Here is a 13,960-nt window from a genome sequence, read left to right as displayed (position 1 = left end):
TTGGTGAAGCCTTAGAAGCGTTTCGCACCGCCATATCTTTTCGCTTTTTTCAATGGTTAAAAGATAATATTGAGGTATTTACTAATTATAAAGCAAGTTTGGGCTTTGTTTGGGCATAATTTTTGTTTAAGTACCGTTAACCCTAAATGAACGTATTGGGTTAAAAGACTACTCGCTTCTACATTTTGACAACTATGTATTATTAAAAAACATACTCGTCAATAATGATGTAGAAAACGGAATAAAATCAGGAAGGACACCATCCAAGTTTAATGAACAATATTGGAATGGTGATTATGAATTTCTTACAATGCAGGACGTTGATAAATCTATTTACGTTCTAAGACCTGAATGTTCTGAAAAAATTACAGAATTTGCGATTGAGAGCGAAAAAACTTTATTTCAAGCATCAAAAGATGATTTGGTTTTTTCAAATGCAATGACCGTTGGTCTATCATTTCTAATTGATAGAGGCATATACATAAACCAAAATGTTTTTGCTTTAAAAATTGACGAAACAAAATATAACAAGACATTTTTAAAATGGTATTTTAATTTAATTTTTAAGCCCAACTTTGACAAAATTCACACATCTAAATATATTTCAAAGGGTGAAGTTGGCAAAATAAAAATACCAAGTTTTCAAATTGAAACGCTTCAATTAATTGCCCCTAAAATAGAAGCTATTGAAAAAGAAATTATTGCATTGCAAGCCACGCTTTTAGAGCCAACAATGGTAATCAATAAAGTTTTTGGAGAAGCATTTGAATTTGATTGGTCAGCGTTTGAGAATGTCAAGAAAGAGAAAATTTACACATCAAGCATTTCAAAATTTGCCAACAATATTGATTGCCGTATGGGTATTCGCTTTCACAACAAAGCAGGAGCTTATATCCAATCATTTTTAGAAAGTAAGACAAACAAGCGAATTAAAGATTTCATTACCGAGCCTATCGTTTTGGGTAAAAGTGTTTCGCCAAGCGACTATGACGAAGACGGAGAATATTTTTATATCGCAATGTCTAACATCAAAACTTGGGCATTTGACTCCGAAGACTGCAAAAAGGTTTCTGAAACTTATGCAGCCAGCAACCTAAACAAGACAGTTAAAAAAGGTGACATTCTTTTAGCACGTTCAGGAGAAGGAACTATCGGAAAAGTTGCACTCATTGAAGACGAAGAAATAAACGGAATTTTTGCAGACTTTACACAAAGAATAAGACTTACAGGCTTTGACCCTTTGTGTGCATACTACTATATGCGAAGCGACTTTTTCCAGTATTTGGTTTACACTCACAAAAAAGGACTTGGAAACAACACAAACATATTCCCAAGTCAAATCAAAGAGTTTCCAATTCCAGATTGGGACGAAAATCAGCAAGCCGAAATTGTTTTAGTAATCAAAAGTCAACTTGATGCTCAAAAAGAAATTGACCGCCAAATTCAGGAAAAGCAACAAGCAATAAATAAAATAATTGAAAACGCAATACAGACAGAATTTAATCAATAATTATTGGAAAAAGTGGGTTATTAACCCACTATCAAATTAATTAAAATTCAATTTATTGATTAACTTCCTCCTACTCTTGCCACATCTTGTGCATTAGCTTCAAAAGCAGCATTCAGCGCCTCATCACCGCTTAATCCAGAATTAATTGCCTCTTTTAATGCCTCTAAAACTCGTTTATAATCACGAGGCATTACTTTCACAAATTTACTGATATTTTCCTCCCAATTATCGAGCATTTTTTGGGCTTTTTTACTATTAGTAAATTGTTGATGTTTGACAATTAATTGTTTTAACTCGGCAATCTCTGAAGCATCATCAAGGGTTTCTAAACCAACCATCTCCGTATTGCAATGGTTCGCAAAATCCCCTGTTTCATCGAAGATATAGGCAACACCGCCACTCATTCCTGCCGCAAAGTTACGCCCAGTTTTACCGATGATAACCACTTTACCACCTGTCATGTATTCGCAACCATGATCGCCTACTCCTTCCACAACGGCAGTTACACCTGAGTTACGCACACAGAAACGCTCTCCTGCAACCCCTGAAATATAAGCCTCACCACTGGTTGCACCATATAAGGCTACGTTACCCACGATGATATTTTTATCAGCTTCAAAGGTGGCTTTTTTGTCGGGATAAACGATGATTTTACCCCCGCTTAACCCTTTACCGATATAGTCGTTAGCGTCTCCTTCTAACTCAAGAGTGACTCCTTTGGGTACAAAAGCACCTAAACTTTGCCCTGCACTACCGACAAAATGCAAATGCACGGTATCTTCAGGTAAGCCTTCCCAGTGTTTCTTGGTAATCTCGTTACCTAAAATTGTGCCAACCACACGGTTAATGTTTTTAATGGGTAAGGTGGCTTTGACTTTTTCGCCATGCTCGATCGCACCTTTGCATAAATCAAGTAAAGTAGTGATATCGAGGGACTGTTCTAGACCGTGATCTTGTTTGATGGTACAATGACGAGGCATATTCGGATCAACATTGGGTTGATAAAGGATAGGAGAAATATCGATACCTTTAGCTTTCCAATGATCGATTGCACTTTTAGGTTCTAATACATCAGTACGTCCTACCATCTCATCAATAGTGCGGAAGCCTAACTCTGCCATAATTTCTCGCATTTCTTCAGCGATAAACTTCATGAAATTGACGGTATAAGCAGGATCACCTGTAAATTTAGCACGAAGTTCGGGGTTTTGGGTAGCAACTCCCACAGGACAAGTGTTCATATGGCATACACGCATCATGATACAACCGAGAGTAATCAAGGGTGCAGTGGCAAAACCAAACTCTTCAGCACCAAGTAAGGCAGCAATTACCACATCTCGCCCTGTTTTCATTTGCCCGTCAGTTTCTACCACAATGCGACTGCGGAGGTTATTTAATAACAAGGTTTGGTGAGTTTCGGCTAATCCCAATTCCCAAGGTAGTCCTGCGTGTTTAATTGATGTGCGAGGAGAAGCCCCTGTGCCTCCGTCATAGCCTGAGATTAAAACAACATCGGCTTTAGCTTTAGCAACTCCAGATGCGATCGTACCTACTCCCACTTCACTAACAAGTTTCACGTTAATACGGGCTTTGCGGTTAGCGTTTTTCAAGTCGTGGATTAATTCCGCTAAGTCTTCAATGGAGTAAATATCATGGTGAGGAGGAGGAGAAATTAAACCCACGCCGGGGGTAGAGTAACGCACCTTAGCAATCCAAGGATAGACTTTTTTACCCGGTAATTGTCCACCTTCTCCCGGTTTTGCACCTTGTGCCATTTTAATTTGAATCTCTTTGGCTTGGGAAAGGTATAAACTATTAACGCCAAAACGTCCACTAGCTACTTGTTTAATGGCACTATTTTTCGAGTCTCCCTGCTCATTAGTCCAAGTATAGCGCTCTGGGTCTTCTCCTCCTTCCCCTGTGTTAGATTTGCCACCAATGCGATTCATGGCGATCGCCAAAGACTCATGGGTTTCTTGAGAAATCGAACCGTAACTCATTGCGCCTGTTTTAAAGCGCTTCATGATGTTTTCAATAGGCTCAACTTCTTCAATAGGTATAGATTCCCGTTGTTTAAACTCCAATAAGTCACGAAGACGGAAGTAATGTTTACCATGATCATTAATCATCTGGGAATACTTCTTAAATAGTTGATAATCTCCCAGTTGCACTGCTTGTTGTAAGGTGTGGATAGTTTGAGGGTTAAATAGGTGAGATTCACCATCTTTACGCCATTGATATTCACCGCCCACATCAAGGGTATGCCCGTTAACTTGTCTATTAGGGAAAGCGTGGCTATGACGCATGATCGTTTCTTGGGCGATGACTTCTAAATCAACTCCTTGTAAACGAGAAGCGGTACGAGTGAAATATTTATTTATAACACTTTGATTTAAGCCCACTGCCTCGAAAATTTGCGCACCTCGATAGCTTTGGATGGTAGAAATACCAATCTTGGCGGCGATTTTAATTACTCCTTTGGTGATAGATTTGATGTAATTATAAATAGCGGTATCATAGTCAACTCCCGTTAACAAATTCTCCTCAATCATCTGATTAATAGTTTCATAGGCGAGGTAGGGATTGATTGCACCGCAACCATAGCCTAATAACAAGGCAAAATGATGTACTTCTTTTGGCTCGGCAGATTCTAAGATTAAACCTACAAGGGTGCGTGTGCCGTTACGAATTAGATGATGATGTAACCCTGCTACGGCGAGTAATGCGGGTATAGGTGCGTTATTAAAGTCCACTCCTCGATCGCTCAAAATCAGGTGGGTACATCCTTCTTTAATTGCTTGATCAGCTTGGGAAAAAATCGCTTCTAAGGCTTCTTCTAACCCTTTTACTCCATCTTTGGGGTTAAACAGAATTGAGATAGTATGAGCTTTGAACTGGTGATTTAAACCCCCGTCTTCGACTCCCCCCTTATTAAGGGGGGTTAGGGGGGTGAGACTTTTCAGTTTTGCCAATTCTTCGTTAGTGAGAATGGGAGTTTTGAGGGCGATAAGATGACAACTTTCGGGTTGGGGATTGAGTAAGTTTCCTTCTCTACCAATAGTAGTTTCGGCGGAAGTGATAATCGCTTCCCTGATGGAGTCGATGGGAGGGTTGGTAACTTGTGCAAAAAGTTGTTTAAAATAATCATACAATAATTTTGGGCGATCGCTCAACACAGCTAGAGGAGTATCAATGCCCATTGCACCCACTGATTCAACTCCCGTTTGTGCCATCGGTAATAGTAACATCCGCAAGTCTTCAAAGGTATAACCAAAGGCTTGTTGCAAGGGCATTAGATCATTATACAGGCTAGAAGCCTTTTCTACAGAAGGGGTTGGAGGTGAGGGCAATTTATCTAAACTGTATAAATGTTCATCTAACCATTGTTGATAAGGTTTTTGGGTGATGATAGGTTGCTTGACTTCTTCATCGGCAACGATGCGCCCGGCTTCCATATCCACTAAAAACATTTCTCCGGGTTGCAGTCTTCCTTTAGATTCTACCCTTTCTGGCTCAATGGGCAAGACTCCTGCTTCTGATGCCATGATAACTAATCCATCTTTGGTGACGATGTAGCGTGATGGACGTAAACCGTTTCGATCAAGTGTAGCACCAATTTGCTTCCCGTCAGTAAATGCGATGGAAGCTGGACCATCCCAAGGCTCAATTAAACAAGAATGGTATTGATAGAATGCTTTTTTCTCTGCACTCATGGATTCATGTCCACTCCAAGGCTCAGGAATCATCATCATGACGGCATGGGGTAACGAGCGCCCACTTAATACCAACATCTCTAAGGCGTTATCGAAGATGAGGGAATCACTACCTTCCATGTTAATGATAGGCTGAATTTTTGCCATGTCATCCCCGAATAAGTCGGATTGAAATAGGGCTTGACGCGCCTGCATCCAGTTAGTATTGCCTCGTAAAGTATTGATTTCGCCGTTATGGGTGATGTAGCGGTAAGGGTGCGCTCTTTCCCAACTGGGGAATGTGTTTGTACTAAAACGAGAATGTACTAAAGACAGGGCAGTTTCCAACTCAGGGTTGCTCAAATCGAGGTAATATTTGCCTACTTGCTCAGGGCGTAACATTCCTTTATAGACAATCGTGCGACTAGAAATAGTGGCAGGATACCAATATTCATCAATTTTAGGAGCTTTAATTAATGAGTGCGATCGCTTTCTAATAACAAACAATTTACGCTCAAAGGTTAGATTATCGGTAATGTCAGGATTTTTAGCGATGAAAACCTGTTGTACAAAAGGCTCACAAATCAAGGCACTTTTACCTAAATCAGAGTTATCCGTAGGCACATCACGCCAACCTAAGACTTTTTGCCCTTCTTCCGTCACAACCTGCTCAAATAAACTTCTAGCTTTCAATCTAGCGGTTTCATCAGGGGAAGTAAAAATCATTCCTACGGCATAACTACCGACTTCGGGTAAAGTAATCCCCAATTTTTGAGCTTCCTTACTCATAAATTCGTGGGGTAACTGCATCAAAATTCCTGCACCATCCCCAGTGTTAGGCTCTGCACCACAACCGCCTCTATGATCTAAATTGATTAAAATAGTTAAGGCTTGTTGTACTATCTCATGGGATTTTTTCCCGTATTTATTCACCACGAAACCCACACCACAGGCATCGTGTTCATTTTGTGGATCGTATAATCCTTGTTTTTCTGGTATTAAACTATAAGTCATGATTGCTTCCTAAAAATGGTGTTTATGTCTGAAATATAAAGAAATTATTAAGTCTAGCTTGGTTTCTCTTTACTTGTTTATTTCACATTATAGGAAGATTTAAGGAATTAACTCGTTTTTTTTGTCAGAAAGTTAATATAAGATTAAGTTTTTTAAAGTTTGAAGAGCTGAGGTTCGATAAATTATCAATTAATAAATTCTTTTATTGTGATAATACCTGATTTTCAATAAAAAACAACTCAAAGATATATTCTACCTATTTTTTAATTTTGCCCCGACTTTGAAAACACCCTGTTATCCAATGGGTTTTTCCTACCCCAAAGTTACCCATTACCACCGTTATTATATTTTTTTTCTGAAAATTATATTTTATAAAATTACTAATTACTCATTAATTAAGCATTGTTTGAGTTTCTCTTTTAATTTATTTTCGTCCAGATTTCGCCCTATCATTACTAACTGATTTTTAGGAGGATTTTGCCATTCTTCGGTATCAATATCATAGCGTTTTCCGCTTAGTTGAAAAATATGTTTTAATTGACTTTCAGCAAACCATAATATTCCCTTTGCTCTAAATACTTGATTCATGATATTATCGGTAATAAAGTTCTGAAATTTGTCCACATGAAAGGCTCGATCAAACTCTACAGAAATAGACATAAAACCATCAACTTCTAAATGATTAGAGTGATGATGATCATGGTTATGATGGTGATCATGTTCATCATGATGGTGGTGATGATCATGAGAATTAGTAACAGATTCCGAAGGATAATTAGTGGGTTTACTTATATCAATATCCAAAATTAAAGGTAAGGGTACTTTACCATATTCAGTATGTAAAATATTAGCACCTTGTTTAATACAATAAATATCTTTTTCTAACTCTTTAATCTTCTTTTCAGTTACTAAATCAACCTTATTTAATAAAATAATATCCCCATAAATTACCTGTTTTAAAGCCGCATTACTTTCAAAATGTTCAGCCGTAAAATTTTCTGCATCAATTAAAGTTAACACAGAATCAAGACGAATTAAATCTCGTAATTCTGGACTTAAAAAAGTTAAAACTATGGGTAAAGGATCAGCTACTCCCGTAGTTTCCACAATTAAATAATCAATTTTTTTATCACTTTCTAAAACTTGATAAACTGTATCTAATAAATCATCATTAATGGTGCAACAAATACAACCATTACTAAGACTTAACATATTTTCTTCCACCGATATTAATAACTGACTATCAATATCAATATCACCAAATTCATTAACTAAAATTGCTACTTTTAAATCTTGATTATTCGTAAGAATATGATTAAGTAAAGTGGTTTTGCCACTACCTAAAAAACCCGTAATAATCGTAACTGGTAAACCCCTTTTCGGTAAAACGAAATTATCCATATATAGAATTAAGAATAAAAAATATCTCTAACACTCTCGATTATGATTCTACATTTCGACTACGCTCAATAGTGATATGGCATTACATTGAGCGTAGATACCTTAACCCTCCAACACCTTACCACAATTAATTATTAAAAGTGGGTCGATGTTGAATTAAATTCATAAATTCTTGACGAGTTTTTGCGTCATCATTAAAAATACCTCGTAACGCACTTGTAGAAGTCCAAGAGCCGGGTTTCTGTACTCCACGCATCACCATGCACATATGAGTAGCTTCGATAACTACTGCCACTCCTTGAGGTTGCAATAAACCTTGTAAAGCATCGGCAATTTGGGCAGTTAAACGTTCTTGTACTTGCAATCTTCTAGCGTACATTTCACAAATACGGGCGATTTTCGATAACCCAATGACTTTACCGTTAGGAATATAAGCCACATGGGCGCGCCCTAAAATTGGTAGTATATGATGTTCACAGGAGCTAAATAAATCAATATCTCTAACTAACACCATTTCATTGGCATTCTCATGAAAAACTGCGCCATTTAACAATTCATCGAGGGATTGATTATAACCAGAGGTAAGAAACTTTAAGGCTTTAACTACTCGTTTAGGCGTGTCTCTTAATCCTTCTCTGTCCGGATTTTCCCCTAATCCTAGTAATAATGTTCTAACAGCTTTCACCATATCTGCTTCGGTGACAGAAGGTTGAGATTCCGTCACGAGGTTAGGCAAGGAATTATTACGGTGAGTATCTTTGATGATAGAAGATTCTGTGTATGTCATATTTTTAGATGATGAGACTATTCAAAATGATAATCGTTATCATTTGTTTTGACAAGAGGTTAGTAATTATATCTTTTTCACTAATTTTCACTAAAAAGTGTTTTAATAGTTGTTGAGAAATGATGAAAAAAAATTACACTGTTGTAATAGTATTAATCACGATCTTACTTTTAATCGTCTTTTGGTATCATGTCCATAAACCTCAAGGAATTGATGATGAAAATATTAGAGAAATGGGCGTTGCTGATTTTGAGTATGATTGATATTTATTGGCGTGTAGCTTTGCTGTGCCAGAGACATCGCTAAACTATAAAATAGTAAGTATTCCAGATTGTTGAGTTTGTATTTTCATACCTTGATTCAGCAACGCCAAAAATTAAATTAATAGATTATTTAAAATAAATTTAACCCATCTTTTTATCTCAAAATTTACGAGGATTTAATAATAATGTTATCAAGGTTGTCCATGCAATTCCTAATAACCATCCTCCCAGTATGTCACTAGGAAAATGTACTCCTAAATATAATCTAGTCCATGCAATAGTAAGAATATAAAATAAGGCTAAAATAGTGAATAATAAAGTCCAGCGACTACCCCAAAAAATAATTAATAATGTTAAAGCCAAACTTATGCTACCCATAGCATGGCCACTAGGAAAAAAAAAGTCAGAAGGTTGAGTATAAAAGGATTCCCATAAGTTAGGGCGAGGGCGTTGAAAAAAGATTTTAATGATAAAATTAACTATTGCACTGGTAAAAATTGAGGTAATTAAATAAGTTAACAATCTCTTTTCTTTCTTGATAAATAAGAATAATGATATAAAAAATGAAAAGAATAAAATTAACTTCAATCCTCCAAAATTAGTTAAAATTGGAGCAAGTTTATTTAACAAAGAATTTGAGTGATTATGAATGTATAAAAGAATTAATTTATCCCATAAAAATTCTCTATGAAAATAATTAATTTCTATAGCTAAAACACTAAAGATAACTAAACAAAGTATTTTAAGAAATAATAAGATTTTTGTTTTATTCAAGTTTTGATTTAATATTAAATAACTTAGAAAAAATTTACAATTTAAGTACCACTAAAAAAAAGGTAAAAATAAATTTAATAAGTTAGTTTGCCACAGAATGACCGCCATTACCGTAAAAACATTAAAAGTAACAACTCCAACCCAAATATTTTAAGTCCAATTTTGCTACTAATTAGACATCTCCATAAATTTAAAATTAAATCAATTCTTATTTATAAATTGTCAATTTTAACCTACTATTCCCGGCTACCTGAAACCTGCCTAAATCTTATTCAAAGCATTGAACTGAGGTTTTATAAAAGGGAAATAAAACTACATGAAATAATAAAAATATAAAAAAAAGATTAGAGTTTCGGTTTAGGGTCTAAGATATACTGTGTAGGAGTTAAATAATATTAAATCCTTCAGGTATTATTTGTGAAACTTTTAATTATTAATTGTAAGCCATTGTGAGTGATCCTAATTTAGATTTAAAGCTATTTGGACTTAACGCCAAACAAGGAAGATGGTTACTTATTCCTATGGGGATGATAGTTTTGCTATGTTTGGGAAGTGTTTATTCTTGGAGTATTTTTCGCAAACCTCTGGAAACTCAATTAAATATTAGTGCTACGGAAAGTTTATTGCCCTATACCATTGGTTTGTTGTTTTATTCAATTTTCATGCCCATTGCTGGGTTTTTGATCCCGAAAATCGGTGCTAGAGTAATGACGGCTACGGGGGGATTAATAGTCGGTTTAGGTTATATTTTAGCTAGTTTTGCTCCGAATATCACTTTAATTACCCTTTCTTATGGTGTTATTGCTGGTGCTGGAGTGGGTATTGCTTATGGTGTGCCCATGGCAGTGGTGGCAAGATGGTTTCCTGATAAAAAGGGGTTAGCTGTAGGTTTAACAATTATCGGTTTTGGGCTTTCTCCTCTAATTACTGCTCCTTTAGCTAGTCAATTAATTATTTCCTACGGAATAAGTATAACCTTGAGAGTTTTAGGTATTGCTTTTATTTTGATTATTTTAGCAATGTCGATCACACTTAAGTTTCCTCCAGCCCATTGGAATCCATCCCCCCTTTCTACCCGAAAAGATTCTATCCAAGAAATCAGAAATTATACTCCCATGTTAAAAAGCCCTTCTTTCTACGGCTTATGGTTTTGTTACGCCATTGGTGCATTGGTAGGGTTAACAGCCATCGGAATTTCTAGCCCTGTGGGAGTGGAAATTATCCAGATTAATCCTGAGTTTGCGGCTCGGAGTGTTTCTTTATTTGCCCTTTTTAATGGCATTAGTCGTCCTTTATTTGGCTGGTTAACGGATCGTTTTCAACCCCGTCAAGTGGCGATCGCCTCCTACACTATCATCTTAGTTGCTTGTATTTTAATGATTTCTGCTCAAGCAAGAGAAATTTTGACTTATTTAATCGCTTTTTGCTTATTTTGGTTTTGTTTAGGGGGATGGTTAGCAATGGCGCCAACAATGACACTAAAATTTTTCAACCCTGATAACTATGCGCAAAACTACGGGATTGTTTTCACTGCCTATGGAGTGGGTGCATTAGTTGGGACAGTTTTTGTGGGGCAAATACGAGACTTGTTTGGTAGCTACACCTATGGCTTTTATATCATGGGGGTGTTAGCGATAGTTGGTATTTTTATTGCTCAATTTACCCTCAAAAATCGTAATCAGTGCTGACAACAGTTAAGTATTTTTGTTCTGATACCTGAATACCTACCTAAATCTAATTATTTTATAATGAAATTTAACCTGCTTTAAGATACATATAGAATTAAAATATATCTTATACTCAACTGTGAGATCATAGCATTAGTATAAAATAAATGACAGGACAATGACAAAGAAAAAAAATCTGAGTGAAACGAATATTATTAGTTTATTGATCGAAAATTCATATTTATTTCAAGGATTAAATCAGGAAGAATTGACTTCTTTTTTACCTCCAGAAAGTCTTATTAAGGAAAAATTATTTTCTAATCGCCCTGTATTTACTGCATTTTTACCCGATGATAGTTTAGATAGTCTCTATGTGATTTTAGAAGGTGGCCCTGTTGTTACTCTTAGTAATCCACTAGATCGCATTATCTCTATAACTTATCGTGGTGGTTGTTTTGGGATGCGCAGTTTACCTTTTAGTTATGGTTTGGCTAGTAAGAGTTTTCCTAGTTTAGTGGAGGCTTACAAAACTACTTATGTCACGAAAATTCCTCTCGATGCTTTACAACTTATTTATGATCATTTTGATATTGTACGGCTACGTTATGCTAAGTTATTTGAACTGAGAGAAAAATTTACTTATCACCTTCTTAATTGTAGTAGTTATCCACCACAAGCCGTATCATCTTTATTAAGAGGGTTAATTTATCAAGAAAGAGAATTACAAAGTCAACCTAACGATAAAGGTGTTTATATTTTTGATTTATCCGTAGAAGTTATCGCTAAAGCCTGTCAGTTAAATCAACGTACTGTTGAACAAGTTTTGAAGGGAATGCAAAAAGAAGGTTTAATCAATTTAGATAAAGATAATGACACTTCTGATGATATTATTCACATTTTAAAACCAGAAGAATTAAAAGAAGTATATAGTTCTACTAGAGATAAAGTTTCATGGTGGCCTTTAAAATGATAGATTACTATAAAATATTTACTCTTATTTTTTGATTATATTATCAACAATTTTAGATAGTTCTTCAATGTTTTTTACTTTTAAAATTTCGGGTAGAAGATTAATTTTTTGTTGAGAAGATACACCATTAATTAAATTATTAATTTCTTGATAATTTTCTGGGAAACGAGTTTCTAACATTTTACTAAAAATATCTTGAATTAATTGTTTTTTATGTTCTTCCACTGAATTTAATTGTTGTTTTGCAGTCATTAAATCTCCTTGTTGTTGATTCAATAGTTCTAACATTTGTTGTAATGTTCGTGCTAAAATACCTAAATCGTCGGGGCGATCGCAAAAATCATCAAAATCAGAAGGATGAAAGTGATTATTTTCAATGGCAGATACAGCAGTGGCAGTTATAGCGTAAAGTTCTTCCAAAGACTCTACATTTTGACGATGATTAACCTCAAGGGCATCCATAACCTGATTATAACGTTGAGCGATATGTCCAATTTCAGTAAAAGATTGTACTGGCACACGCAAGGTTAAATCATGGTTTTTTGCCTGTATATCCATCACATGGAATAGTTCATAAGTATCAGTACTAGCACCATGCTCAGAAATATTTAAACCAATTTCTTCATCTTCTAGGGATACCCGTAAAGAATAATAACGATTAATAATAGTCAGTAAGATAAAAGTTAAACCAAAAGCCCATAACAAAGCAATACTTACCCCTAATAATTGCACCATAATTTGTTGTCCTCGACTATGATTAAGTAGCTCTAAATTGCCAAATAAACCTACGCAGATTGTACCCCAAACTCCAGCCCCACCATGTACTGGCACGGCATCTACTGCATCGTCAATGCCCCATCGTTTGAGGTTGAAAGATACCAAATTAGTGACACCTGCACTGGTTATGCCTATGATTAAAGCTACAGGACTTGAGACTAAATGACAACTAGCAGTAATACCTACTAACCCCGCAAGACTACCATTGATTAATTCTTCTACTTCAATGCGCTTATTTTGAAAATGACTAAGAATCATACCGCAAATCATTCCTCCAACTCCTGAAAGGATAGTATTGAGAATAATATTTGGTACTTTCTCATTTAAAGCAAAAGTGCTACCACCATTAAAACCAATCCAACCAACCCATAAAAGTAAAGCACCTAACACCGCAAAAGGTAAATTTGAGCCTTGAATCTTGTTAATTTTTCCTCCTGAAAATCGTCCATTTCTTGAGCCAATAATAACTAAAGTTGCTAAACTTACCCACGCCCCAACACTATGAACAACAGTACTTCCAGCAAAATCAACAAAACCTATTTCTTTTAACCAACCATTTTCATTCCATGCCCAATGGCCAAATAAAGGATAAATTAAGCCAGAAACTAAAATAGTTGTGATTAAATAAGCCCAAAATTGTATTCTTTCAGCAACAGCACCAGAAATAATAGTAGTGGAAGTGCCGCAAAACATGGCTTGAAAAATAAAAAAAACGACTATTGATGATTCATTGGGAGAATTAAAGAAAAAATAATTTGTGCCAACCCAACCAGTTTGAGAAATTCCAAACATTAAAGCGTAACCAAAAGCCCAAAATAGCATCACCGATACAGCAAAATCAGCAAAATTTTTTACAGCAACATTAATACTATTTTTTGAGCGAGTTAAGCCAGATTCAAGACACATAAAACCACCTTGCATTAACAACACTAAACCAGAACAAATCAATAACCAAAGTTGATCTATCATTTAACCACTAATAAACAAATTTAATACTATATTTATGACATCTTTTTAATTAATCAATTGATAAATAAGACACTTTAACTTAAATGTTTTAACCCATTTTCCTGAATTTAGAATCAAACAATCAATATCTCCCTAG

9 protein-coding genes are annotated in these 13,960 nt (G+C 35.6%); 4 read left to right on the top strand and 5 right to left on the bottom strand.

The genetic code is table 11. The features are described 5' to 3' along the window. Positions 1-310: 310 nt before the first annotated feature. Entirely contained in the window at positions 311-1,510 is a 1,200-nt protein-coding gene (locus tag ACEW8E_RS13965; protein ID WP_373480964.1) for a hypothetical protein, read from the top strand. Positions 1,511-1,569: 59 nt separating this feature from the next. On the opposite strand, the gene gltB is transcribed toward ACEW8E_RS13965, so the two are convergent. The 3 genes from gltB to folE all read right to left on the bottom strand — a co-directional run bounded on the left by gltB (position 1,570) and on the right by folE (position 8,404). Then, positions 1,570-6,216, bottom strand: coding sequence for a glutamate synthase large subunit (gene gltB / locus ACEW8E_RS13960; RefSeq protein WP_373480963.1), 4,647 nt, complete (start codon positions 6,214-6,216; stop codon positions 1,570-1,572). Between the two features lie 384 nt (positions 6,217-6,600). After that, positions 6,601-7,617 carry a GTP-binding protein gene (locus ACEW8E_RS13955; RefSeq protein ID WP_373480962.1) on the bottom strand — a complete coding sequence of 339 codons (1,017 nt, stop codon included), beginning with the start codon at positions 7,615-7,617 and terminating at the stop codon, positions 6,601-6,603. Positions 7,618-7,744: 127 nt separating this feature from the next. Further along, positions 7,745-8,404 carry a GTP cyclohydrolase I FolE gene (folE, locus tag ACEW8E_RS13950; protein ID WP_373480961.1) on the bottom strand — a complete coding sequence of 220 codons (660 nt, stop codon included), beginning with the start codon at positions 8,402-8,404 and terminating at the stop codon, positions 7,745-7,747. Between the two features lie 119 nt (positions 8,405-8,523). Between folE and ACEW8E_RS13945 the strand changes: the two genes are divergently transcribed. Further along, positions 8,524-8,667 (top strand): hypothetical protein, encoded by a 144-nt coding sequence (locus ACEW8E_RS13945; RefSeq protein ID WP_373480960.1) that lies wholly within the window; start codon positions 8,524-8,526, stop codon positions 8,665-8,667. A gap of 159 nt (positions 8,668-8,826) precedes the next feature. Here ACEW8E_RS13945 and ACEW8E_RS13940 read toward each other — a convergent pair whose 3' ends face one another. Beyond that, complete coding sequence (locus ACEW8E_RS13940) at positions 8,827-9,189, bottom strand: phosphatase PAP2 family protein (RefSeq protein WP_373480959.1); 363 nt, start codon at positions 9,187-9,189, stop codon at positions 8,827-8,829. A 701-nt stretch (positions 9,190-9,890) separates the two neighbouring features. Between ACEW8E_RS13940 and ACEW8E_RS13935 the strand changes: the two genes are divergently transcribed. Both ACEW8E_RS13935 and ACEW8E_RS13930 read left to right on the top strand, forming a co-directional pair. Then, positions 9,891-11,129 (top strand): OFA family MFS transporter, encoded by a 1,239-nt coding sequence (locus tag ACEW8E_RS13935; RefSeq protein WP_373480958.1) that lies wholly within the window; start codon positions 9,891-9,893, stop codon positions 11,127-11,129. A gap of 157 nt (positions 11,130-11,286) precedes the next feature. After that, the gene (locus tag ACEW8E_RS13930; protein WP_373480957.1) at positions 11,287-12,078 is read left to right on the top strand and encodes a Crp/Fnr family transcriptional regulator; all 792 of its coding nucleotides are present in this window, start codon (positions 11,287-11,289) and stop codon (positions 12,076-12,078) included. 24 nt (positions 12,079-12,102) lie between these two features. Here ACEW8E_RS13930 and amt read toward each other — a convergent pair whose 3' ends face one another. After that, positions 12,103-13,824, bottom strand: a complete 1,722-nt coding sequence (gene amt / locus ACEW8E_RS13925) for an ammonium transporter (RefSeq protein ID WP_373480956.1) — start codon at positions 13,822-13,824, stop codon at positions 12,103-12,105. Between the last annotated feature and the right edge of the window lie 136 nt (positions 13,825-13,960).

It is taken from the genome of Geminocystis sp. (genome assembly GCF_041753295.1).
Lineage (GTDB): Bacteria > Cyanobacteriota > Cyanobacteriia > Cyanobacteriales > Cyanobacteriaceae > Geminocystis.
This window is presented reverse-complemented; position numbering and strand designations above follow the sequence as displayed.

What these genes read in the sequence shown, in the direction of transcription:
- ACEW8E_RS13965 (WP_373480964.1), top strand. Translation starts at nt 311, where the DNA reads ATGCAGGACGTTGATAAATCTATTTACGTTCTAAGACCTGAATGTTCT.
- gltB (WP_373480963.1), bottom strand. Translation starts at nt 6,216, where the DNA reads ATGACTTATAGTTTAATACCAGAAAAACAAGGATTATACGATCCACAA.
- ACEW8E_RS13955 (WP_373480962.1), bottom strand. Translation starts at nt 7,617, where the DNA reads ATGGATAATTTCGTTTTACCGAAAAGGGGTTTACCAGTTACGATTATT.
- folE (WP_373480961.1), bottom strand. Translation starts at nt 8,404, where the DNA reads ATGACATACACAGAATCTTCTATCATCAAAGATACTCACCGTAATAAT.
- ACEW8E_RS13945 (WP_373480960.1), top strand. Translation starts at nt 8,524, where the DNA reads ATGATGAAAAAAAATTACACTGTTGTAATAGTATTAATCACGATCTTA.
- ACEW8E_RS13930 (WP_373480957.1), top strand. Translation starts at nt 11,287, where the DNA reads ATGACAAAGAAAAAAAATCTGAGTGAAACGAATATTATTAGTTTATTG.
- amt (WP_373480956.1), bottom strand. Translation starts at nt 13,824, where the DNA reads ATGATAGATCAACTTTGGTTATTGATTTGTTCTGGTTTAGTGTTGTTA.